This is a genomic window from Proteus vulgaris, assembly GCF_016239305.1.
Lineage (GTDB): Bacteria > Pseudomonadota > Gammaproteobacteria > Enterobacterales > Enterobacteriaceae > Proteus > Proteus vulgaris_C.
The window spans coordinates 16,991-40,502 of the sequence record NZ_JAEHOQ010000027.1 but is presented as its reverse complement, the minus strand read 5'-3'; the positions used below and the strand labels follow the sequence as shown (position 1 = coordinate 40,502).

The 23,512-nt window shown below is 37.0% G+C and carries 19 protein-coding genes; 10 read left to right on the top strand and 9 right to left on the bottom strand.

Annotation, left to right across the window (positions count from 1 at the left end; genetic code table 11):
* The first annotated feature begins 46 nt into the window (after positions 1–46).
* The 3 genes from JEP40_RS16615 (at position 47) to JEP40_RS16605 (ending at position 6,272) form a co-directional block, all read left to right on the top strand.
* Complete coding sequence (locus JEP40_RS16615; protein WP_198624456.1) at positions 47–1,978, top strand: ABC transporter ATP-binding protein; 1,932 nt, start codon at positions 47–49, stop codon at positions 1,976–1,978.
* Between the two features lie 331 nt (positions 1,979–2,309).
* A complete protein-coding gene (locus JEP40_RS16610) occupies positions 2,310–3,992 on the top strand; it encodes a methyl-accepting chemotaxis protein (protein ID WP_198624455.1) in 1,683 nt (560 codons plus the stop codon).
* A gap of 537 nt (positions 3,993–4,529) precedes the next feature.
* Complete coding sequence (locus tag JEP40_RS16605; RefSeq protein ID WP_198624454.1) at positions 4,530–6,272, top strand: methyl-accepting chemotaxis protein; 1,743 nt, start codon at positions 4,530–4,532, stop codon at positions 6,270–6,272.
* A 99-nt stretch (positions 6,273–6,371) separates the two neighbouring features.
* On the opposite strand, the gene JEP40_RS16600 is transcribed toward JEP40_RS16605, so the two are convergent.
* The 3 genes from JEP40_RS16600 to JEP40_RS16590 form a co-directional block, all read right to left on the bottom strand.
* Positions 6,372–7,916 carry a methyl-accepting chemotaxis protein gene (locus tag JEP40_RS16600; protein ID WP_198624453.1) on the bottom strand — a complete coding sequence of 515 codons (1,545 nt, stop codon included), beginning with the start codon at positions 7,914–7,916 and terminating at the stop codon, positions 6,372–6,374.
* Positions 7,917–8,065: 149 nt separating this feature from the next.
* Entirely contained in the window at positions 8,066–8,926 is an 861-nt protein-coding gene (locus JEP40_RS16595; RefSeq protein ID WP_198624452.1) for an SIS domain-containing protein, read from the bottom strand.
* A 710-nt stretch (positions 8,927–9,636) separates the two neighbouring features.
* Positions 9,637–10,242, bottom strand: a complete 606-nt coding sequence (locus JEP40_RS16590; protein ID WP_198624451.1) for a LysE family translocator — start codon at positions 10,240–10,242, stop codon at positions 9,637–9,639.
* 99 nt (positions 10,243–10,341) lie between these two features.
* Between JEP40_RS16590 and JEP40_RS16585 the strand changes: the two genes are divergently transcribed.
* The 3 genes from JEP40_RS16585 (at position 10,342) to JEP40_RS16575 (ending at position 12,472) form a co-directional block, all read left to right on the top strand.
* Entirely contained in the window at positions 10,342–11,322 is a 981-nt protein-coding gene (locus JEP40_RS16585; RefSeq protein ID WP_198624450.1) for a hydrolase, read from the top strand.
* Positions 11,319–11,540 (top strand): YheU family protein, encoded by a 222-nt coding sequence (locus JEP40_RS16580; RefSeq protein ID WP_036933921.1) that lies wholly within the window; start codon positions 11,319–11,321, stop codon positions 11,538–11,540. Before JEP40_RS16585 ends, JEP40_RS16580 begins: the two co-directional genes overlap by 4 nt.
* Positions 11,541–11,602: 62 nt before the next feature.
* Entirely contained in the window at positions 11,603–12,472 is an 870-nt protein-coding gene (locus tag JEP40_RS16575; RefSeq protein ID WP_198624449.1) for a phosphoribulokinase, read from the top strand.
* An 88-nt stretch (positions 12,473–12,560) separates the two neighbouring features.
* On the opposite strand, the gene JEP40_RS16570 is transcribed toward JEP40_RS16575, so the two are convergent.
* Positions 12,561–12,968: an OsmC family protein gene (locus JEP40_RS16570; RefSeq protein ID WP_198624448.1), complete on the bottom strand. Its 408-nt coding sequence runs from the start codon at positions 12,966–12,968 to the stop codon at positions 12,561–12,563.
* Positions 12,969–13,280: 312 nt separating this feature from the next.
* Between JEP40_RS16570 and crp the strand changes: the two genes are divergently transcribed.
* Positions 13,281–13,913 (top strand): cAMP-activated global transcriptional regulator CRP, encoded by a 633-nt coding sequence (crp, locus tag JEP40_RS16565; protein ID WP_004246872.1) that lies wholly within the window; start codon positions 13,281–13,283, stop codon positions 13,911–13,913.
* Between the two features lie 96 nt (positions 13,914–14,009).
* Here the strand turns inward: crp and argD are convergent, their stop codons facing one another.
* The 3 genes from argD to ppiA form a co-directional block, all read right to left on the bottom strand.
* Positions 14,010–15,224, bottom strand: a complete 1,215-nt coding sequence (argD, locus tag JEP40_RS16560; RefSeq protein ID WP_198624447.1) for a bifunctional acetylornithine/succinyldiaminopimelate transaminase — start codon at positions 15,222–15,224, stop codon at positions 14,010–14,012.
* 117 nt (positions 15,225–15,341) lie between these two features.
* Positions 15,342–15,917, bottom strand: a complete 576-nt coding sequence (locus JEP40_RS16555) for an aminodeoxychorismate synthase component II (RefSeq protein WP_036933913.1) — start codon at positions 15,915–15,917, stop codon at positions 15,342–15,344.
* 374 nt (positions 15,918–16,291) lie between these two features.
* Positions 16,292–16,861, bottom strand: a complete 570-nt coding sequence (gene ppiA / locus JEP40_RS16550; protein WP_023583283.1) for a peptidylprolyl isomerase A — start codon at positions 16,859–16,861, stop codon at positions 16,292–16,294.
* Positions 16,862–17,130: 269 nt separating this feature from the next.
* Between ppiA and yihA the strand changes: the two genes are divergently transcribed.
* The 3 genes from yihA to JEP40_RS16535 all read left to right on the top strand — a co-directional run bounded on the left by yihA (position 17,131) and on the right by JEP40_RS16535 (position 19,394).
* Positions 17,131–17,763, top strand: coding sequence for a ribosome biogenesis GTP-binding protein YihA/YsxC (yihA, locus tag JEP40_RS16545; protein ID WP_198624446.1), 633 nt, complete (start codon positions 17,131–17,133; stop codon positions 17,761–17,763).
* Positions 17,764–18,248: 485 nt separating this feature from the next.
* A complete protein-coding gene (def, locus tag JEP40_RS16540) occupies positions 18,249–18,767 on the top strand; it encodes a peptide deformylase (RefSeq protein WP_109374236.1) in 519 nt (172 codons plus the stop codon).
* Positions 18,768–18,935: 168 nt separating this feature from the next.
* Positions 18,936–19,394 carry a hypothetical protein gene (locus JEP40_RS16535; RefSeq protein ID WP_198624445.1) on the top strand — a complete coding sequence of 153 codons (459 nt, stop codon included), beginning with the start codon at positions 18,936–18,938 and terminating at the stop codon, positions 19,392–19,394.
* A 53-nt stretch (positions 19,395–19,447) separates the two neighbouring features.
* Here JEP40_RS16535 and polA read toward each other — a convergent pair whose 3' ends face one another.
* The gene (polA, locus tag JEP40_RS16530) at positions 19,448–22,246 is read right to left on the bottom strand and encodes a DNA polymerase I (RefSeq protein ID WP_198624444.1); all 2,799 of its coding nucleotides are present in this window, start codon (positions 22,244–22,246) and stop codon (positions 19,448–19,450) included.
* 640 nt (positions 22,247–22,886) lie between these two features.
* On the bottom strand, positions 22,887–23,510 hold the full coding sequence (gene dsbA, locus JEP40_RS16525; protein ID WP_198624443.1) for a thiol:disulfide interchange protein DsbA: 624 nt from the start codon (positions 23,508–23,510) through the stop codon (positions 22,887–22,889).
* Between the last annotated feature and the right edge of the window lie 2 nt (positions 23,511–23,512).

The window sequence follows — 23,512 nt, the reverse complement described above, 5'->3', positions numbered from 1 at the left end:
AACTTACTCTATATATTAATTTACATACTCTTAATAGACGATATTTATGATTGTTTTTTCTTCTTTGCAAATTCGCCGTGGCGTCAGAGTGTTGCTGGATAATGCCAGTGCAACCATTAATCCAGGACAAAAAATTGGTCTAGTCGGCAAAAATGGTTGTGGTAAAACCACATTACTCTCTTTATTAAAAGGTGAGCTTCAAGCAGAAGCGGGGAATGTCACCTTTCCCAGTACTTGGGCCATGGCGTGGGTTAACCAAGAAACACCGGCACTTGATGTACCAGCAATTGATTATGTTATTGATGGCGATAGAGAATATCGCCAGTTAGAACAACGATTACAAAAAGCTAACGAGACAAACGATGGTCACGCAATTGCACTTATTCATGGGCAATTAGATGCAATTAATGCATGGACAATTCAATCTCGTGCAGCAACCTTACTGAATGGTCTTGGTTTTAGCCAACAACAACTTAATGAACCTGTAAAATCATTTTCAGGTGGTTGGAGAATGCGTTTAAACTTGGCGCAAGCGCTAATTTGTCGATCTGATTTACTGTTACTCGATGAGCCTACTAACCATTTAGATTTAGATGCCGTTATTTGGCTTGAAAAATGGCTAAAAAGCTATACTGGCACCTTAATTTTAATTTCCCATGACCGTGATTTCCTTGATCCGATCGTGGATAAAATCTTGCATATTGAACAAGAAAAAATCTTTGAATATTCAGGTAACTACTCTTCATTTGAAATGCAACGAGCAACAAAACTCGCTCAACAGCAAGCTTTGTTTGAAAACCAGCAATCAAAAATTGCACACTTACAAAGTTTTATTGATAGATTTAAAGCGAAAGCTACTAAAGCGAAACAAGCACAAAGCCGAGTGAAAATGCTTGAGCGAATGGAGCGCGTTGCTCCGGCTCATTCTGATAACCCATTCCAATTTAGTTTCCGCCAACCTGAAAGTTTACCTAATCCACTGCTATCGATGGAAAAAGTCAGTGCAGGTTATGGTGAAAAAATTATTCTTAATGATATTAAGCTGAATTTAATTCCTGGATCACGCATTGGGTTATTAGGGCGAAATGGTGCAGGTAAATCGACTCTAATTAAATTACTGGCCGGGGAGCTTGAGCCATTACAAGGAAAAATGGCTCTCTCAAAAGGCATTAAATTGGGTTACTTTGCACAGCATCAATTAGAGTTTCTACGCTCAGATGAATCCGCACTACAACATCTAACCCGCTTGGCTCCTAAGGAGACCGAGCAAAAATTACGTGACTATCTTGGGGGTTTTGGCTTCCATGGCGATAAGGTTACTGATGCGTGTGGCCAGTTTTCTGGCGGTGAAAAAGCTCGTTTAGTGTTATCTCTTTTAGTCTGGCAACGCCCTAATTTGCTGTTAATGGATGAACCAACTAACCACCTCGATTTAGATATGCGTCAAGCGTTGACACAAGCGTTAATTAGCTTTGAAGGCGCGATTGTTGTGGTATCGCATGATAGACATTTACTGCGTTCAACAACTGACGACCTCTATCTTGTTCACGATGGTCAAGTTGAGCCTTTTGATGGCGATCTTGATGATTATCAACAATGGTTAGTTGATCAAAACCGCCAAGAAACACAAGCCAATAAAAATCAACAAGATAAAGATAATACCGCGACAACAAATTTAAGTGCACAAGATAAAAAAGAACAAAAACGTAAAGAAGCAGAGTTTAGACAACAAACTCAACCTCTACGTAAAAAACTGACTACTTTAGAAAGTAAAATGGATAAACTCAGCCAAGAGCTTACTCTCATTGAAACAGCACTTTCTGACAGTAGCATTTACGATATCAGCCGTAAAAATGAGCTTTCAGATTGTTTAAGCCGACAAGGTATCGCAAAATCAGCACTTGAAGAAGTTGAAATGGAATGGATGGAATTACAAGAAACATTGGAAGAGATGACAAATACATTTGGATCTCAGTAATAACCTATCATTCATTAAAAAAGGAACTGTTTTAAGTAAAATAGTTCCTTTGTTTTTACCCTATCATTCATTCTTAAAATTTATACAATGCATTTTACTTAGGGTATTTATATCATTTTACAATAGCACTATTTACACAAAATATAATCTCACCCTATCTAACAATACTCCATTAAAAATAACAGGCTAACGTTTATTTTCTGCCTATTCATATTAAGTAAGGGAAATAAATCCTTTCGCACTAAAGTTTCTAACATTCCAGCCGAATTAATCATTCTGCTAAGTGGACCTCCCACTTACCGACGAAAAGACAAAGCTAATAGGTAGGGTTATGTTAAAACGAATTAAAATCTCTCAAGGTTTAATGTGTGTCCTGACTCTGTTTTGTATTATTCAGATCATTTCTGGAGTACAAAGCATTCACGATGCCTACCAGACTCAAAATAAACTCAAGCAAATTTCATACAGTTTCGACCAACTACGCACAATGGATAATACCTATGCGGAGTTGAATACATTGCGTACGGATATTATTGCGCAAGCATTTAGCTATATATCAAATCCTCAAGCAGAAGATGCAAACATCACTGCATTTATGCAAACCATGCCAGCACGTAAGGCACAAGTTGATGCTCTGATGAATGAGTATGTTGAGCTATCTGCTCAAACGGGTTTCGATCAGCAACGTATGGCACAGATCAAACAGCTTTATCAAAAAAGCCGAGTTGATCTTGATTTATTGGCACAATATTTAGGTGAACGAAATACCAATGCTGTTCGATTGATCTTAAAAAGCCCAGCGAATACTAACTTTACTAACTCACTATATGAAGCCACTGACTTTATTACAGATGAGGTAGTTAATCCGTCAGTGATTGAAGCGGAAAAGAACTACTACAGCATGCTGTGGATAGCGTCTACCTTTATGGGTATTTTCCTTATTTTCACCACATTGGTTCTTATTTGGATCCGTAAATACATCATTGCTCGTATTAATCAAATGATCATCTATCAAGAAACAATTGCTAAAGGTGATTTAGTCAGTCGTATGGATAGTGACATTTCAGGTAATACTGAAATAGACCAGCTAATGCTGGGATTACAGCAAATGCGTGCACAATTAAAAGAGATGGTAAGCTCTATCCGAAATAGTAGTGCGACTATTTATACCGGTGTACAAGAGATTGCTGCAAGTAATAATGACTTATCCAGCCGAACTGAAGAGCAAGCTAGCGCACTAGAAGAAACTGCATCCAGTATGGAGCAGATGACCGCAACCATTCGCAATAACACGGATAGCGCTCGTGAAGTCACAGAGTTGGTAATGAGTACTGCGGATATCGCTGTTCAAGGTGGCGAACACAGTAACAAGATGGTCATGACAATGACAGATATTGCCGATCGCTCACAAAAGATTGGTGAAATTACTGCTGTTATTGATGATATTGCATTCCAAACAAATATCTTAGCCCTTAACGCAGCCGTTGAAGCAGCTAGAGCGGGTGAGCAAGGCCGAGGATTTTCTGTGGTAGCAAGTGAAGTGCGCAACTTAGCACAACGAAGTGCCGAAGCCGCTAAAGAGATCAAAGAGCTTATTGAATCCACAATCTTACGGGTGAGACAAGGTAATGATCTTGTTGAGCAAGTCAGCTTATCAATGGGAGAGATTGTAACATCCGTCAATCACGTTTCGGGTTCAATGAAAGAAATCTTATCTGCATCAGAAGAACAAACTCGTGGTATTGCACAAATTAGTCTTGCTGTTAATGAGATGGATAAGGCAACCCAACAAAATGCGGCGATGGTTGAACAATCAACTGCGGCTTCTGCCACATTAAGTGAACAAGCCAGCATGTTAGATATCATCGTTAATACATTTAAAGTTGAACATGAAAAACCAACCTCAACGAAACTGCCCACATTCTCAGCAACATCGCAAGAAAAAGAAGCGCTTAAAACGCCGACAATAAAGACAAATCACCATGAAACCAATGATAATTGGGAAAGTTTTTAAGTTGACCTCTTATACAAAAGAAAGTAAACGCTTAGTATAATAAGTAGTCAATTACATATAACAAAACCTCTACCTACCATACTCCCAGTTAATTCCTGGGAGTATTTCAATCTTCCCACACATAAATATAAAAAAACGACAGCTTTTCATACAAAAAAAGAACAACTTTTAAGAAAAATTGAGAATATTTTCGAAATTAATATACTTATTTCACTTATCATAAGATAAAACGATAAATAAAGAAAAAAAATGCTCATTATTGCTCTCTTATTCAACAAAACATTACAAACACTTATTATTAAATCAGTTAACATAAAAAATGAGTAAGATAATATACTTATAGCTTTTTATATGAATCATTAAAATATTTTAGCCATTAGATGATAATTAAAGCTAAAAAAAGAAATATAAGTCATCTTTACCATTAAATAGAGTAGAAAAAATAAAGTTTTTAAGTATTTAGCCGAATAAGTTTAATTGATAAATAGTTATCGCTCCTTGCTGTGTGTCCTACAAATCAATTAAATAGGTAAGGCTATGCTGAAACGAATAAAAATATCTAATGGCTTAATGTTTATCTTAATACTGTTTTGCACTATTCAACTTTTCTCTGGTGCAATGAGTATCCGTGATGCGAGTTTAACAAATAAGCGGATCTCACAATTAGCAAATGGCTTTGAACAGATAAAAACGATGGATTATGGTTATGCAGAGTTAAATAAATTACGTGAAGATATGCTTAATGTTATGTTTGAAGCCCATCTCACCCCTGACATTGCAGAAGATAAAATCACTCACTTTCTTTCTACTTATCCACAACGAAAACAAGATATTACGCGTATTATTACCTCATATTTTACTTCTGCGACCAACGCCAGCTTTGATCCTGAAAAAATAGAAAATATGAAAAAGCTTTTTAATCGAGTTATTTACGATCTTGATCAGCTCGTCTCATGTTTAGAAATTCGAGATTACTACGGCTTTCAATCCCTTTATGCACATAATACCAATGAGCGTTTTACTCAATCCCTCTATGAAGCGACAGATTATCTCAGTGATAACGTGGTGACTTATGCAACACAAGCCGCACAGGGTAATTACGAACGCACGTTAATTTTATCGTTTGTTTTTATGTTTATTTTTATTCTTTTTACGGTTCTCGTTGTGCTTTGGATACGTCGAAATATTGTTTTACGTATCAATCAAATCGTGGATTATATGTCAGAAATTTCACAAGGAAATTTATTAGAAAATAAAGACATCACAGCAAAAGGGAATAATGAAATTGACCAATTAATTACGGGTATTCAGTATATGCGCACTGAACTCTCATTAATTGTGAATGCTATTCGAGGAACAAGTCATCATATTTACACGGGTGTTCAAGAATTATCAGCAGGCAATACCGATCTTTCTTGTCGTACTGAAGAACAAGCTAGTGCATTAGAAGAAACCGCATCCAGTATGGAACAACTCACAGCAACAGTGAGAAACAATACAGAAAGTGCTCGTGAAGTTTCACATCTCATCAATCAAACATCAAATATTGCCAGTAAAGGGGGCGATGTCACTAATCGGATGGTGAAAACCATGACGGATATTGCCGATAGCTCACAAAAGATTGGCGAGATCACCGCCGTTATCAACAGTATTGCTTTTCAAACCAATATTCTCTCCTTAAATGCAGCTGTTGAAGCGGCTAGAGCGGGTGAGCAAGGACGTGGTTTTTCTGTGGTGGCGACTGAAGTGAGGGAATTAGCACAGCGTAGTGCTGAAGCGGCGAAGGAAATTAAAGAGTTAATTGATGCCTCAATAAGTCGAGTTCGTCATGGTAATGATCTTGTTGAACAAGTCAGTATTTCTATGGGTGAAATATTGACATCTGTAAAACATGTTGAAGACTCAATGACAGAAATCTTATCGGCATCTGAAGAACAAACGCGTGGTATAACCCAAGTCTCCCTTGCAGTTACAGAAATGGATAAAGCCACCCAACAAAATGCCGCCATGGTTGAACAATCTTCCTCTGTTGCCAGTTTACTAACCGAAGAAGCGGGTAATCTTGAACAAATCGTTGAGCAATTTAAAACAGCTGAAAGTGAGCAATACAATAAAAAATCACAACATAACATAATCGAAAAATCGTTCTCTTCTGAAAAATCACTGCAGACAAAAGAAGAAAAAATGAAAAACACCGTCAAGGATGACATAAAAGAGAAGAATTTCGTGAAAAGAACATCTGTCAAAGATGATGAAGACGATGATTGGACAAGCTTTTAAATCATCCATTTTACCATGATTAAAATAGGATTTAGATAAACACAAAGACACCTATTTTTAGTAGGTGTCTTTTTTCTTTTATTTTCTAATAGCTACAACTTAATGGAATACATTAATTGCACTGACTAAGTAATTAGTTTGTACTTTCATCTCACCTGAAATCATTGAAGCCTTAGAAACATAGTTAGCATTTTCATGCGTAATTAATTCCAATTTTTCAACTGCGCGGCCTAACTCCTTTAGTCCCGCACTCTGTTCTGATGAAGCAAGACTAATTTCACCAATTAAATCGGTCACATTTTTGACATGTACGACAATATCCTCCATCGTACTGACCGTCTCATTGACTTGTTTTGAACCAACTTTGATATTACTACTTGAAGCACTAATCAATTTTTTGATCTCTTTTGCTGCTTCCGCACTACGTTGCGCTAATTCCCTCACTTCAGTCGCCACCACAGAAAAACCACGTCCTTGCTCACCCGCTCTAGCGGCTTCTACTGATGCATTCAATGCAAGGATATTGGTTTGAAAAGCAATACTATCAATAACACCAATAATATTGCTGATACGCTCTGAACTTTTCGCAATATCATTCATAGTATTGGCGATATTATCCATTGCATTTCCTCCCTTTATCGCTGCATCACAGGTGATATTAGAAAGGTTATTTGCCTGCCCCGCAGTTTCACTATTACTACTTACCGCAGTAGTAAGCTCATTCATCGTAGATGCCGTTGCTTCAACATTGCTGGCTGTTTGTTCTGTTCTTACATATAAATCACGATTACCCGCCGCTAATTGATCACAAGAAATATCGACTTGATGAATTTGATGGCTTACATCATTTACTAACCAGCGGAACATTCGGCCTAACTGATTAACTGAACGCTGAGTCATTCCGATTTCATCAATACGATTAAGGTAAGCAACGTTATGTTCGTCTCCTGTTGCAACTCGATTAGCGTGTTTATTTAATTGAATTATCGGCTTAACAATTTGAAAGTACAGAATGCGTTCATTTGCCATTAGCAATAACAGTAAAACGACGATATGCATCAGAAGAGCATAACCGGTTAAGCCAGAAAACCATGCGCTTAACAACATAAACGGTAGAGGGAATAGAATAAAAAGGCGAAGGCGTTTTTTTAATGAAATAGTATGATCCCATGAGCGCCAACGTTGCCATCCTTTATAAACAAAAGCACCTTTCAAAAAGGTATGAGAAGGATATTTACCTTGATTAAATGCATCATAAAGTGCTGAGGCTTGTGCTATTTCCTCTTTTTGTGCACAAGTTCTGACTGACATAAAACTTTGAATTTTACCCTGACGAATAATAGGCGTGATATTGGCTCTTACCCAATAATGATCACCATTTTTACGTCTATTTTTAACGATCCCAGTCCAAACTTCGCCTTGCTTTAAGGTTTTCCACATATCCTTAAAAACGTCTGAAGGGATATCAGGATGCCGGACAATATTATGGGGTTTTCCCACCAGTTCCTCTACTGAAAACCCACTGGCCTCGACGAAGTCCTCGTTGGCATAAATAATATTACCATCAAGATCTGTCGTCGACATCAGTGTTGCGTTTTCAGATACCGGGTATTCTCGCTGTGTCACCGGTTGATTGTTACGCATTAGTTACTCTCCTCGACATTGAAATTAAAACATCTCAACAAAAAAAGACTGCCTAAATAACTATCGTTTCGGCCGTTGGGAGAATAACTTTAGTAATAAGTGTAAATACCTACTTTTAAATATTAATTTTTTGAATCAGTTCAAAATTTTTAATTATCTAGGCTGTTAATTAATGCCTGCGAACTTAACACTAATGTCTTCGCACATTCATCACGTTTCTTTAATAACGCCATGAAAATAAGATCTGTTATTGTATTTTGTGCAGTACGAGATGAGATTGAAGCACTTCTCCACTCTCCCTCATCCGCAATTGTTTCTAATATATAATCAGCGATCCTTCCTAATGGAGAGTGTTTTTCTCCTGTAATAGCAATAATTTTTGCTCCCTGTTTTTTAGCAACAGAGGCTGCCACTAACATGTCTTTTCTTTTTCCACTATAAGAAATAACTATTTGTAAGTCTTTTGAACTTAACATTTGAGCAACAGATATTTGGACATGATGATCCGTTTCGATAAGTGTAGTGATCCCGATTTTTTGCAATTTATAACTTAAATCTCTGGCCACTAACCCAGAACCACCAATACCTATAATTTGAACACGTTGAGCTTCATCAATAAGCTGGATCACTTTTTCAAAATGAAAATAATTAATTTGGCGAGTCGTATCACTAATCGAATTATTTTTTTCTTGTGCCAGTTTTTGTGCAATAACAACTAAACTATCATCAGAACCTATTTGATTATGTAATATGCTCGCATTTTGCCCTGTGCCCGCATTTTTTCGGCCTAGCTCTTCACTTATTGCAAGTTTCAAAGATGGAAAACCTTTGAATCCTATTTTTTGACTAAACTTAACAATTGCAGACTGACTGACACCCGTAATTACAGCTAATTGCTGTGATGAAAGTGTCACCGTTTTTTCAGGATTATCTAAAATATAATCTGCTATTTTACGCTGATTTGTAGCCATACCTGGCTTGATCCAAGCAATTTTTGTTAATGTTGGCATAATGAAAATATCCACTTCGAGTACTATATCGTTATATATGGGATCATTCTTGATAAAGAGTTTGATGCCTAAAGTTATTTAGGTTTTCAGATTAAAACTAATAAAAAACAGAACAGAAACAATAAATTACAAAAAAATAATGTTATTATTAAAATACTTACTTTTATAATAGTTTTATAATTATCTTTTCTATCCGCTTTTGTTCATTAACCGCGATATTCTATAATACTTAATTTATTTTTTTCCAATCTTTAATAATAATTTATTCTTTTTGGTCAATGAGAGAATATAAATTCAATTTATATATATTCAATAATATTGCGTTTTTAAACGCTTTTATTAAGTTATAACAATAAAAAAACACACTAAAAACATATGTATAATAAAATTCTCTTTAATTACAAACAGTAAAAAGGAATAAATAATTCCTGTCCGCGAGAATTATTTTTTCACTTTAAAATATAAATTGAGATAAATGAAAACGTTAAATAATCACGTTTATATGAAATGAGGAAATTTTATTCTCACCTTATGTAAAAAAGCACTTTAACATAACTAGCTGTGATAACAGGCGATCATAGATCTCTCTTTTACTAGATTAATACTCTTTTTTTGATGGATATTTAGAATAATCATATTCACCAAACTTAAAAAAGAATTATTTAAATCATAATAATTAAGTTACTTATTGATTTATAACTATTTATTAATTATTCAATCCAAATCAAAGGAACACAAAGTGCCGTTAATAATCCCATTGAAATATTAAAAATAAACCAAGACCTTCTGCTTTGTAAAAAGAAGCTGATTAAGGTTCCCCCTAAAATCCAAACAATGCCTGCAACAAAATTCACTATCACCATCACAATACTCATCGCGATAATTGAACTAAAATAAGCATCACCAGCTAAACTAAAGCTCCCGACTGCCCCTAATCCCATCATCCACGCTTTAGGATTGAGAAATTGTAATAATCCACCTTGAAACCAACTTACGGCTTGCGACGTTTTTGCTGGGATATCTAAACGCTGATAAGATGATGTCGCTGTTTTCCAAGCAAGCCAAAGTAAGTATGCACTCCCGACTATTTTTAATCCTATATGTAATGCAGGATAAATAATCAGTAATGCAGCCACACCAAATGCCGAGCTAAGTAAAACACATTGCATTCCCAGCATAATACCCGCCATAAGCTTTAATGAGCCTTTAAAACCGACATTAGCACCTGATGAGGTAAGCAATAAATTGTTGGGTCCAGGTGTGATAGCAGCAATAAACAAGAAAATAGTTAAAGAAAAAATAAGGCTAATTGTCATGGCGAGCACTCAAAGATGTGACAGATGTTTTATTTTCACCGAAAATAGCAGTATGTTATTTAGCAAACAAGTGTTAATTCATTTTGATAGACGGAAAATATGTCTCAATACTTTAATCCAATGCGTTGGGCTAAAAATCCACATTTACAAACGCTTTTACCAAGAATAGTGCGTAGAACACCACTATTAAAACCTTACTGGCAACGACTAAACCTTCCTGATAATGATTTTGTCGATTTGGCATGGAGTGAAGATCCTAAAATGGCACTCGATAAGCCACGGTTAGTGATCTTTCATGGTTTAGAAGGAAGCTTTAGCAGTCCTTATGTTCATGGCATGTTATCAGCAGCAAAAGAGAGAGGCTGGCTAAGTGTTGTGATGCATTTTAGAGGATGCAGTGGCGAGCCCAATAGACAAAAACGCATCTATCACTCAGGTGAAACTGAAGATGCTCGCTACTTTTTAAATTGGCTAAAAAAGGAATTTGGTGAACAGCCTACTGCTGCTGTCGGTTACTCTCTTGGAGGTAACATGCTCGCCTATTACCTTGCTGAAAGTGGCGAAAAGGCCGTTGTAGATGCGGCTGTTATTGTATCAGCTCCATTAATGTTAGAGCCTTGTTCAACTAAAATTGAACATGGCTTTTCCCGTTTTTATCAATGGTACCTATTAAAAGGGCTAAAAAATAACGCGACACGCAAGCTGATCCGCTACCCTGAATCATTGCCAATTAGTTTATTGACGATAAAATCTATCAAAAAGCTACGTCAATTTGATGATCTAATTACCTCTAAAATTCATGGGTTCAAAGATGCCCTTGATTACTATCGACAATGCAGTGCGTTGCCTTTATTAAATAAAATAAAGAAAACGACACTGATTATTCACGCTAAAGATGATCCTTTTATGTCTGCGGATGTTATTCCAGATATCACAACGCTGCCTAATAATATTGAGTATCAACTCACCGAATTTGGTGGACATGTGGGTTTTGTCAGCGGAAAGCTCTCTAAACCCGTGATGTGGCTTGAAAGTCGGATACCTGACTGGTTATCCACTTATTTGGAGAAAACCAAATGATAATACCTTGGAATGAACTTTCCACAGAGACACTGGATAATCTTATTGAAAGTTTCGTTTTACGAGAAGGCACTGATTATGGTATCCAAGAGAAGACGCTTGAACAAAAAGTCGCCGACGTAAAAAAACAACTAAAATCCGGCGAAGCCGTCTTGGTTTGGTCAGAACTTCATGAAAGCGTCAATATTATGCCAGCATCGCAATTTCGCTCTGATTAATCACCCCGGAGCGTAATATCGCCACCAATAAGGGCTAACCTTATTTTGCAAAAGGATAACCTATGTCAGTCAAACATCCTATCATCGCGGTTACGGGCTCAAGTGGAGCAGGAACTACCACCACGAGCCAAGCTTTTCGTAAGATATTCCAACAGCTTAATGCACATTCTGCATTAATTGATGGAGATAGTTTTCATCGCTATACTCGCCCTGAAATGGATATGGCGATAAGAAAAGCCAAAGAACAAGGGCGACATATTAGCTATTTTGGTCCTGAAGCAAATGATTTTAGCCTACTGAGTTCCACATTCAGCCACTATAGCGAAACGGGACAAGGCCAATCACGTAAATATTTGCACTCTTATGATGAAGCAACGCCCTACAACCAATTACCCGGGACTTTTACACCATGGGGATCATTACCCAATGATACCGATGTACTCTTTTATGAAGGATTACACGGAGGTGTTGTCACTGATGAACATGATGTCGCACAGCATGTTGATTTATTAGTGGGTGTTGTCCCTATCGTCAACCTTGAGTGGATACAAAAACTTATCCGAGACACCACTGAACGGGGTCACTCACAAGAAGCGGTAAGAGATTCCGTAGTGCGCTCAATGGATGACTATATTAACTATATCATTCCGCAATTTTCGCGGACTCACATCAACTTCCAACGAGTACCTACCGTCGATACATCAAACCCATTTTCAGCTAAAGCTATCCCAACACTTGATGAAAGTTTTATTGTTATTCGCTTTAGAGGCTTAACTGATATTGATTTTCCTTATTTACTGGCAATGTTGCATGGCTCATTTATGTCAACAATAAATACGATTGTGGTGCCTGGTGGAAAATTAGGATTAGCGATGGAATTAATTATGGCGCCATTAGTTAAAAAATTATTAAATGGCGAAAAGATCAGTTAAGCAAAATAAAATCTATTTTTATAAAAATAATATCCCCTTAATTAAGGGATATTATTTCCAAATTAAACTTTATTTTAAAATATCAAATTTATTCAGCGTCTTTTATTTCAAATGAATGTGTAATATTGGCTGCTTTTCCTAACATTAAAGAGACAGAACAATATTTTTCTGCAGACAATTGAACTGCTCGTTCAACTATTTTATCTGTGAGTTCTTTACCTGAAACAATAAAATGCAAATTGATATCAGTAAATAAACGTGGGGCTTCTTCGCGACGTTCTGATGTTAATTTCACTTCACAATCAGTTACTTGATGTCGCCCTTTGCGTAAAATACTAACTACATCGATCGCACTGCATCCACCCGTAGCAATTAAGAGCATCTCCATTGGGCTTGGTGCTTTATCGCCAGAGTTCCCATCCATCATAATTTGATGTCCTGATGAAGACTCACCAACAAAAGATAAATCTTCAACCCACTTAACTCGCGCTTCCATTTATTTCCCCCTAAACATGACAGAAACTAAAAGAGTACATTCTCATAATTCAACTAGCAATTAGCAAATAGGTTTATTATGCTGACTGCGTAAAACGAGACTTAATGCACTAATTGTGTTAAAAACAATATCTGCTTGATGATAGTGGTTAAGATCAATGCATTATTTTCTCATTTATTATAATCTACTCCATATTAACTTACCGTGTTCTCAGGAAGTTAATAGGTCAAGATAGGATTTTTAAGCACGCTGTATCAAAAGGGAGTCTATCCGTTTTGAAAGGCTGCATTTAACGTACAGAGGATAACGCGAATGGTTCTCGGCAAGCCGCAAACAGACCCGACTCTTGAATGGTTTTTGTCACACTGCCATATTCACAAATATCCATCCAAGAGCACGCTGATCCACCAAGGTGAGAAAGCGGAAACACTTTATTATATTGTTAAAGGTTCCGTGGCTGTTCTTATTAAAGATGAAGAAGGGAAAGAAATGATCCTCTCCTACCTGAATCAGGGGGATTTCATCGGTGAACTTGGATTATTTGAAGAAGATCAAGAACGTAGTGCATGGGTTAGAGCAAAAACAGCCTGTGAAGTAGCAGAAATTTCCTATAAAAAATTCCGCCAATTAATTCAGGTTAACCCTGATATTCTGATGCGCCTATCAGCTCAAATGGCGAACAGATTACAAACCACATCAGAAAAAGTAGGTAACCTTGCTTTCCTTGATGTAACAGGTCGTATTGCACAAACCTTATTAAACTTAGCAAAACAACCCGATGCTATGACGCATCCTGATGGCATGCAAATTAAAATTACACGTCAGGAAATCGGTCAAATCGTTGGTTGTTCACGCGAAACTGTAGGCCGTATTCTTAAAATGCTAGAAGATCAAAACCTGATCTCTGCACACGGTAAAACGATCGTCGTTTACGGGACTCGCTAAGTTTCCCCGCCTGAACAAACAATAGCCCGATACAAAGGGCTATTGATCAAGAGATCAGTATAAACCCCATTCTTATGATGGGGTTTATACTGGGTACTACCCTTTTACAAATTCTGCAATAGCTGCTTTTAATGCTGTCATCCCTTCTTGTAATTCTTCTTGGGTAATAATTAATGATGGCGTAAAACGCATAACATCAGCGCCTGCATTTAACATCATTAAACCTTGCTTTGCAGCTAACCCTAATAGTACTTTCGCTTTACCTTCATATTGTGGTGCGAGTTGCGCACCAATCAATAATCCTTGTCCTCGGATTTGCGAAAAGACGTTATAGGTTTGGTTTATTGCCGTGAGCTCGTCTACAATCCATTGATAGCGCTTTTCTACACCCTCAAGTACCTCTGGTGTATTGATTAAATCAAAAGCGACATTACCCACTGCACACGCTAATGGATTGCCTCCATAAGTTGTACCATGAGTTCCCACTCCCATTACCGATGCTATCTCTTGTGTCGTTAACATCGCACTAAGTGGAAAACCACTTCCTAGCGCCTTTGCCGTAGTAATAATATCGGGGGTTACATCGTAATTCATATAAGCAAAAAGCTTACCTGTACGCCCCATACCCGTTTGTACCTCATCAAGAACAAGTAATGCTTGATGTTTATCGCACAGCTCGCGTAATCCCCTCATAAATTCAGGAGTAGCTGCTGTTACACCTCCCTCACCTTGTACTGGTTCTAGTACAACAGCACAAGTATGATCATCGATAACCGCTTTTACAGCATCTAAATCATTAAAAGGAATGTGTACGATATCGGCAGGTTTTGGGCCAAATCCATCGGCATATTTAGGTTGCCCCCCTACAGATACAGTGAACAGCGTTCGACCATGGAAGGCATGATGAAAAGCAATAATTTTGGTTTTATAAGGACTATGGCGGGTAATCGCATAATGGCGAGCCAGTTTAAATGCAGCCTCATTTGCTTCGGCGCCTGAATTGGCAAAAAAGACACGTTCTGCAAATGTATTATCAATTAGTTTTTGTGCTAAACGCAGTGCAGGCTCATTTGTAAAAATATTACTCACATGCCAGAGCTGCTCACTTTGTTCCTTCAATGCTTGATTCAGTGCAGGATGAGCATGCCCTAATGCCAACACAGCAATACCACCAGCAAAATCAATATAAGATTTCCCTTGCTGATCCCAAACTCGACTTCCCACCCCTTTAACAGGAATAAACTCTGCGGGTGAATAAATTGGCAACATTACTTGATCGTAAGTTGCCCGGTTGATGCTTTGCTTTGTCATTACCCCACCTGATCGTTATCCATCTTCAATATGAAAATATAATCACTAAATATGAATAAAAAATCAAATATGGTTTTGTATAAAAAGGCGTTATTTCACTATTTAAATACTATCCTATTAATATTTAAGAAAATTATTTAATAACTCATGCCCTTGTTCACTTAAAATACTTTCTGGGTGAAATTGAACCCCTTCAATTGGAAGTGTACGATGGCGAATTCCCATAATTTCATCAACATTTCCATCATGTTGACTCCATGCCGTCACTTCAAAAGGCACAGGTAGCGTCGTAGCATCTATCACTAAAGAGTGATAGCGCGTTACACTTAAAGGGCGATTAAGTCCTTTAAAAACACCTTGTTGGTTATGATGTATCAATGAATTTTTACCATGCATAACTTCTCGTGCTCTGATAACAGATGCACCAAAAGCTTGCCCTATTGCTTGATGCCCAAGACAAACACCAAGAATAGGAATTTCACCGGCAAACCGCTGTATAGCCTCAAGAGAGATCCCTGCTTCATCAGGAGTACAAGGTCCTGGCGAGATAACAAGATGTGCTGGCATCATCTTTTCTATCTCTTTAAGTCCAATCTCATCGTTACGCTTAACAACAACCTCAGCACCCAATTCACAGAAATACTGATAGAGGTTGTAGGTAAACGAGTCGTAATTATCAATAAGTAACAGCATATTAGCCTATCCGACTGATTTTCTTATCATTATCTATTTTATTACTATTTTAAAGCGAGTATATATTTGCCAAAATAGCTCGTTGTTTAACCGACTTGGGTACAACAAAGCCGATTATCATAGCACAGGTATAAAATATGAATAGTAAGCAAGAAAATCTGCTGATTTATTGCGCAATAACAATAATGACGGTAATTGATGATGAATACAGTGATTAATAGTGTAATGAATACTTATTGCAGGAGATCACACGAAAAAACAGACGATAAAAAATATTTTTTTCGTACTAAAAATCCCGGAATGAATACTTTCATTCCGGTTTATATGCATTTTATCTTATTAGAATACGTAAATACCCTATCCTAATAATGCATTTATTCTTTTACGACTTCAGCAGATAAAATAGTAACCGTTTTTACTGGCACATTTTGGTAAGGCCCAATATTGCGGGTTGGAGCTTGTGAAATTTTATCAACCACGTCCATACCCTTTACGACTTTACCAAATACGGCATAACCAAAATCACGTTGGCCATGATCTAAAAACGCATTATCAGCCACATTAATAAAGAATTGACTGGTTGCACTGTCTTTATCTGAAGTACGTGCCATGGCAATAGAGCCTTTTACATTACGTAACCCATTATCTGCTTCATTCTTAATTGGCGCTCTGGTTTGCTTTTGTTGCAAATCAGCTGTGAAGCCACCGCCTTGAACCATAAAACCAGGGATAACACGATGAAAAGTTGTGCCGTTATAGTATCCATCTTCGACATACTGAATAAAATTTTTCGTTGTTATTGGAGCTTTTTTATTATCCAGTGATATTTCAATATTGCCTTCAGAGGTGACTAATTTAACGAAGGTTTCTCCCGTTGCCATTGCAAAAGTCGCTGTTGTTAAAGTGCAAGCGGTAACGAAGGTGACAAGAAAACGTTTTAACATGCAGGGATCCTTTACTTTAATAGTCTACAACTTACTTAATATCCAGCGATTCTAATTCGCTGAGGTAAATAGTGCCAATCATTTACCTTTATTTACGCTTAATAAGTCTAATTACGCCATACAGAGTAAATTTTAATTTTTAAGCTCTGTTATAAGTTATTAAATTGCGCCAAAATAGAGCAAATAGATATTTTAGATATTCTTTCTCATGCAGAATTGAAATGAGTATGCATGAGAATTCGCATTATTTCAGAGAGGTTTATACCATAATGGCCCAATTTAATTACCAAAAAGCACATTTCATCATCAGTGCGCCTGATATCAGCCATTTACCACCAGATACAGGGATTGAAATTGCCTTTGCGGGTCGCTCTAATGCCGGTAAATCCAGTGCGTTAAATGCCTTAACCCAACAAAATGGGTTAGCAAGAACCAGTAAAACCCCAGGCCGTACTCAATTAATCAACCTCTTTCAAATTGAAGAGGGTTTACGCTTAGTCGATTTACCAGGCTACGGTTATGCTCAAGTTCCTGAAGAAATGAAGCGCAAATGGCAACGTTCTTTAGGTGAATACTTACAAAAAAGAGAGTGCTTAAAAGGTGTGGTTATTTTAATGGATATTCGTCATCCATTAAAAGACCTTGATATGCAAATGATTGACTGGGCCGTTGAGTCTGAACTTCCTACACTCGTTTTACTGACTAAAGCCGATAAGCTGGCATCTGGTGCCCGTAAACAACAATTAATGAGTGTACGTGATGCACTAGCAAGTAAAGTCGGTGATATTCGTATCGAATATTTTTCATCATTGAAAAAAATTGGTATTGATAAGCTACGTAACACACTTAATGAATGGTATTCAGACAAAGAAGAAGCGCCTGTAAACGATAATAACGTTTAATATCTTCTTTTTTCCCACCAAAAACTGACTGATCTTTTATTGATTAGGGGAAAATCATCTTTCCCCTTTCACTTCTAGCACAAACCACTTCAGCAAATTTTAGGCAAAAAAATGCCCCAGTCGAAATAAAGTCGACTGGGGCAGCTAATATTCAGCTAAATCCGATTACGTGAAGTAAAAGGTCTGAAAGATAGAACATCTTACCTCTGTACCCTACGAGAGATAATGTACTCTATTTTATTGGTTAATAAAAGCCCTTTTGTAATTTTTTTTCACATGCAGACACGATTCAGCTATGTGTTTATGTATTCAAATCATAAATAAATGTAGTTTAATTACATAATTATGAGACTTTAATCACTTACATGAATGTGATTAAAAATAGAACAAATCACACAAAAGGTGCGGTTTATCCTTAATGATTTTGTGATACGCTTACCGCGAGACCGTAGTAAATATGTAATTAGCGATAAAATGAGGTATCCATGGCTGTATTAACGCTACTGCGTTTTCCCGATGAGCGTCTGCGCAGAGTTGCAGTACCAGTGGAAAAAGTAGATGACGAAATACGCACATTAATCGACGACATGATTGAAACCATGTACGCAGAACGAGGTATTGGCTTAGCGGCGCCTCAGGTTAATGTATCTAAACGCATTGTTGTTATTGATGTTTCTGAAAACCGAGATCAACCGATTGCCCTAATCAATCCTGAAATTATCAGCACTGAAGATGAAGTGATGGATATGATGGATGGGTGTCTATCTATTCCTGATTCTTTTGCCCCAACAGAGCGTTACCGCTTCTTAAAGGTGAAAGCATTAGATAGAAATGGCAATGAAATTGAGCTTGAAGCCTCTGATTTGTTTGCAGGCTGTATTCAACATGAGTTAGACCATCTTGATGGCAAACTCTTTATTGACCATTTGTCTCCGTTAAAACGTCAACGTATTGAGAAAAAACAGAAGAAATTAAGCAAACTGATCGATTCACAAGTTGCTTAATTATTCACTTATCTCTTTTTCACATTTTGATAAGTTTTGACATAAAAAAAGCTCGATAATACATCGAGCTTTTCTTTTTCTACCTTAATACAGATAAATTCCCGCTGTTTTTCTTACCATTCCTTATACAATAAATGTAAAACTCATTAGCACATCAATTGAGGAAAAATGGAAAACAGTCGATTTATGGATTTATGTGAACAACTCAAAATAGCCGGTGCAAGAAACCCAAAATCATGGGCAAATAGTGAACTACAAGAAAATATTCCACAATTTGCACGTTTTCTTGTGTTAAAAGGATCCACCGATATCTATCGTGATGTTGAAGGAAATATCAGTGAAATGGATATTTACTCTGATGAAGCCACCGAAGTATATCAAAAACTAACATCCCAATTTGATGAACAAGAACTTAAGGGACTACTCCATTCCTACGGTAAATCAATTATTGGTAGGGTAATTAATATGCTTGATGAAGGCTATCTTTATGGTGTTAATGACAACATAGGCTGGTCTTTAGTGGAACTTGATGGCAATGGCACCACAACAGACAGGCTAATCCAAGGTTTGCACGAAGATTTTATTGAATTTGAAGAGTCAGAGCTTACTCCTGACACTAAGGCATAGACAAGAAAGGGCACAATTCTGTGCCCTTTTTATTAAAGAATAATATTTAAAAATTAATGCGCTTCATCCCAATTATCGCCCACACCCACTTCGACTTTTAACGGAATAGCTAATTCCATGCTGCCTTCCATCAATTTGTGGATCATGGTGTTTGCTTTCTCTAAATAAGACTCTCGCACTTCAAACACCAACTCATCGTGTACTTGCATGATCATATGCACATCGTCAGGACATTCATTGCAAATCCAATTATCTACTTCAATCATCGCTTTTTTGATGATATCAGCAGCTGTGCCTTGCATTGGCGCATTAATAGCCTCACGTTCTGAAGCTTTACGACGGATTGCATTCTTTGAATTAATTTCAGGTAAATAGAGGCGACGACCATCTAACGTTTCAACATAGCCTTGCTCAGAAGCTTGTTTACGTGTGCGCTCCATATAATCTAATACGCCAGGATAACGCTCAAAATAGAGATCCATATAGCGTTGAGCTTCTCTTCTCTCAACACCAATTTGTTGAGATAAGCCAAATGCGCTCATGCCATAAATAAGACCAAAATTGATTGCTTTCGCGCTACGACGTTGTTCAGAGGTCACGTCATCTAAAGGTATACCAAACACTTCTGATGCCGTTGCACGGTGGATATCTTTACCTTGAGCAAAAGCATCTAACAAACCTTTATCTTGCGATAAATGCGCCATGATCCGCAATTCAATTTGTGAATAGTCAGCCGCAACAATTTTAAACCCTTCACGTGCAATAAAGGCTTGGCGAATACGGCGTCCTTCTTCATTTCTCACTGGAATATTTTGAAGATTAGGATCCCTTGATGATAAACGACCTGTTGCTGTTACTGCTTGATGATAAGAAGTATGTACACGCTTTGTCTTACTATTTACCATTAATGGTAATTTATCAGTATAGGTAGATTTTAGTTTTGCAAGTCCGCGATGTTCTAAAATTAAACGAGGTAACTCATGGCTATGCGCCAACTCTTCTAATACTTCTTCATTAGTCGATGGCGCCCCTTTCGGGGTTTTCTTGATAACAGGTAGTTGCAGTTTATCAAATAAGATTTCTTGTAACTGTTTAGGTGAAGAGAGATTAAATTCTTGCCCTGCTAGTGCAAACGTCTCTTTTTCAATTTCAGCTAAACGTTGTGTGATTTCTTGAGATTGGACTGCTAAAACTTGAGCATCAATTAATACTCCTTTGCGTTCCATTCTAGAAAGCACAGGGACTAATGGCATCTCAATATCGCGGTAAACATGTTTAAGCGGTTCAATAGCTTCTATTTGAGGATACAACGCTTGATGGAGTAATAAAGTGATATCAGCGTCTTCAGCTGCATATAGCGTTGCTTGTTCAACCTCAATTTGATTGAAAGTTAGTTGCCCTTTACCTTTACCCGCAATTTCTTCAAACGTGGTAGTTTTATGGTTTAAATGTTTTTCAGCCAGCGTATCCATATCATGTCGATTACTGACACTATTTAATACGTAAGATTCCAACATCGTATCAAAATGGATACCGTTTAATTCGATACCTTCATTTTCCATAATGCCACGGTCAAATTTCAAGTTTTGCCCAATCTTTAAGATATTTTTATCTTCTAAAATAGGCTTTAATGCCACCAGAACATCATCCACAGGAAGTTGGTCTGGTGCATCTAAATACTCATGACGTAACGGGATATAAGCTGCTTTGCCTGGTTCAATCGCAAACGACATGCCAATTAAACGCGCATCAATATTATTTAAGCTGTCAGTTTCTGTATCGAATGCAAATGCGGGGGCTTTTTTAAGAAGCTCAACCCAGCGCACTAAGCTTTCGTGCGTTAATATCGCCTCATAATTCTCTTGTGTGATCACTGGGAAATTAGCCGATACAGATGCTTCTTTTGATTTTTCGACTTCAGAGGTATAAGGCACAGCAACTTTATGAGTGCTACGTTGTGCTAACCAACCACCATTTTGAAGATCACTTATCCAGCGTTTAAATTCATAACGTGTAAACATCTCTAATAATTGATCTAAATTTGGCTCATTAACCACTAAATCATCAAACGTTTTATCAAGTTCAACATCCGTTTTAATCGTTGCCAGCTTATAAGAAAGTTTTGCCACTTTCTCATGCTCTACCATTTTAGCGCCAAGTGTTTTAGCCCCACGAAAACTCAACGTTGCAATATTATCAAGCTGTTGATAAATATCGTCTAAACTCCCAATACCTTGTAAAAGCCCTAATGCCGTTTTCTCACCAACTCCCGGTACACCAGGAATGTTATCTGATGAATCTCCCATTAATGCGAGAAAATCAATAATCAGTTCAGGGGGCACACCATATTTTTCTTTAACTTCATCGGGGCCTAAAATAACGTTGGTCATCGTGTTAATAAGCGTGATCTTTGGCGTCACTAACTGCGCCATATCTTTATCACCTGTACTTATTAGGACATCTCGCCCATCAGCAGCTGCTTTTAGTGCCAGCGTTCCAATAACATCGTCTGCTTCCACACCTGAAATAGATAATAAGGGTAAACCCATTGCTTGTACCATTTCATGTAGAGGCGCTATTTGCTCACGTAAATCATCCGGCATTGGAGGACGGTTAGATTTATATTCCTCATACAATTCATCACGGAATGTTTTACCTTTAGCGTCAAACACAACCGCAACATGACTTGGTTTATACTGTATTATCAGACTACGTAACATGTTCAACACACCATACATCGCACCAGTTGGCTCACCTTGGCTATTGGTTAGCGGTGGAAAAGCATGATAGGCGCGATAAAGATATGAGGAGCCATCTACAAGGATAAAGGGGTTTTCTGCTATCTGGACCATAATCTGTTCATCATTGTTCTGAGGTTCGTTGATATGACTAGAATGCCACATCACAGCCCAATAGACGAATATTACCTGTTCTTAAATGTGGAAATTCGACGCAAAGGGTCAATTATTTATTGTTAGCAGAATTTAACCGAAAAAAAATAAGTGCTAATGATAACTTAATATTAATTAAAGCAATTTTTAATCAAAAACCATATCTATTAATCTATTCTTAATTAAAAATAAAGACTAAATACCACATTTACAATTTTGTTTAAAAACGATTTAGGATAGCGTCATTGATTCATCATTAATATTAACGTTCATATTAGTGTCATCTTTTTTCCATTAAGATTTCAACTGTCTAACAAACCTCGCAGTAACCTGTGGATAACTCTGTGAATAGTTTTTTAATTCTCTCTATATTAATAAGTTACCTTTCTTTTCACTTTATTAACACAATTAAAAAATCAACCACTTAGCAAATTTATTAAGATATTATAAATTAATTAAAGCACTTTTCATTAATGTGGATAGTTATATTATGACAACTTTATGAAAGTAAAAAAAATAGCACTCTATTTGCTGAGTGCTATTTTTCATATAAAAACTATATATTTTTACTTAATCCATATAAGAAAGAATTAAGTCTATATTATTTTTTTAAAAATAATTGATTCACAACATTAGAATATGTTTTCGCATATTCTTCTGGTGATTTAGCGCTAATGCCATCATTTTTCATCTTGTATTTACCAACAACGATCATGGCTGGCACACCATTAATTTGGAAATCAGCAACAGCATTTTGTTGTTGGCTCACTAAGGAATTCACAACAAAGCTATTCATTGCCGCATCGTAGTCTTCGCCTTTAACGCCAGCATTAATAAAAGTATTGCGGATATCATCAACAGAACGAATAGATTGAGTTTCTTGGATACCTTTAAATAAAGCAGGAGAAACTTGATCTTCAACGCCTAATGCCATTGCTACAGCCCAAGACCGGGTTAAATCTTTCCCTAGAGGCCCTAAAAAATCAACATGATAGCGAACAATATTGGTATTTTCTGGTGCATTATTTTTAACAACGCTATTGACTTTATAAACCTCAGAAAACTGGTAACAATGAGGGCAATAGAAAGAGAAAAACTCAACAACATCCGGTGCTGCATTGACAGTTTTGGAAAGATTAGTATATTGTTTTCCTTCAGAAATATCTGCAGCAGACACACCGAATGCCAACACCATACTTGCTAACACCAACCAAATCTTTTTCATGT

Coding starts and splice junctions, on each gene's coding strand:
- JEP40_RS16615 (WP_198624456.1), top strand. CDS start 47: ATGATTGTTTTTTCTTCTTTGCAAATTCGCCGTGGCGTCAGAGTGTTG.
- JEP40_RS16610 (WP_198624455.1), top strand. CDS start 2,310: ATGTTAAAACGAATTAAAATCTCTCAAGGTTTAATGTGTGTCCTGACT.
- JEP40_RS16605 (WP_198624454.1), top strand. CDS start 4,530: ATGCTGAAACGAATAAAAATATCTAATGGCTTAATGTTTATCTTAATA.
- JEP40_RS16600 (WP_198624453.1), bottom strand. CDS start 7,916: ATGCGTAACAATCAACCGGTGACACAGCGAGAATACCCGGTATCTGAA.
- JEP40_RS16595 (WP_198624452.1), bottom strand. CDS start 8,926: ATGCCAACATTAACAAAAATTGCTTGGATCAAGCCAGGTATGGCTACA.
- JEP40_RS16590 (WP_198624451.1), bottom strand. CDS start 10,242: ATGACAATTAGCCTTATTTTTTCTTTAACTATTTTCTTGTTTATTGCT.
- JEP40_RS16585 (WP_198624450.1), top strand. CDS start 10,342: ATGTCTCAATACTTTAATCCAATGCGTTGGGCTAAAAATCCACATTTA.
- JEP40_RS16580 (WP_036933921.1), top strand. CDS start 11,319: ATGATAATACCTTGGAATGAACTTTCCACAGAGACACTGGATAATCTT.
- JEP40_RS16575 (WP_198624449.1), top strand. CDS start 11,603: ATGTCAGTCAAACATCCTATCATCGCGGTTACGGGCTCAAGTGGAGCA.
- JEP40_RS16570 (WP_198624448.1), bottom strand. CDS start 12,968: ATGGAAGCGCGAGTTAAGTGGGTTGAAGATTTATCTTTTGTTGGTGAG.
- crp (WP_004246872.1), top strand. CDS start 13,281: ATGGTTCTCGGCAAGCCGCAAACAGACCCGACTCTTGAATGGTTTTTG.
- argD (WP_198624447.1), bottom strand. CDS start 15,224: ATGACAAAGCAAAGCATCAACCGGGCAACTTACGATCAAGTAATGTTG.
- JEP40_RS16555 (WP_036933913.1), bottom strand. CDS start 15,917: ATGCTGTTACTTATTGATAATTACGACTCGTTTACCTACAACCTCTAT.
- ppiA (WP_023583283.1), bottom strand. CDS start 16,861: ATGTTAAAACGTTTTCTTGTCACCTTCGTTACCGCTTGCACTTTAACA.
- yihA (WP_198624446.1), top strand. CDS start 17,131: ATGGCCCAATTTAATTACCAAAAAGCACATTTCATCATCAGTGCGCCT.
- def (WP_109374236.1), top strand. CDS start 18,249: ATGGCTGTATTAACGCTACTGCGTTTTCCCGATGAGCGTCTGCGCAGA.
- JEP40_RS16535 (WP_198624445.1), top strand. CDS start 18,936: ATGGAAAACAGTCGATTTATGGATTTATGTGAACAACTCAAAATAGCC.
- polA (WP_198624444.1), bottom strand. CDS start 22,246: ATGGTCCAGATAGCAGAAAACCCCTTTATCCTTGTAGATGGCTCCTCA.
- dsbA (WP_198624443.1), bottom strand. CDS start 23,510: ATGAAAAAGATTTGGTTGGTGTTAGCAAGTATGGTGTTGGCATTCGGT.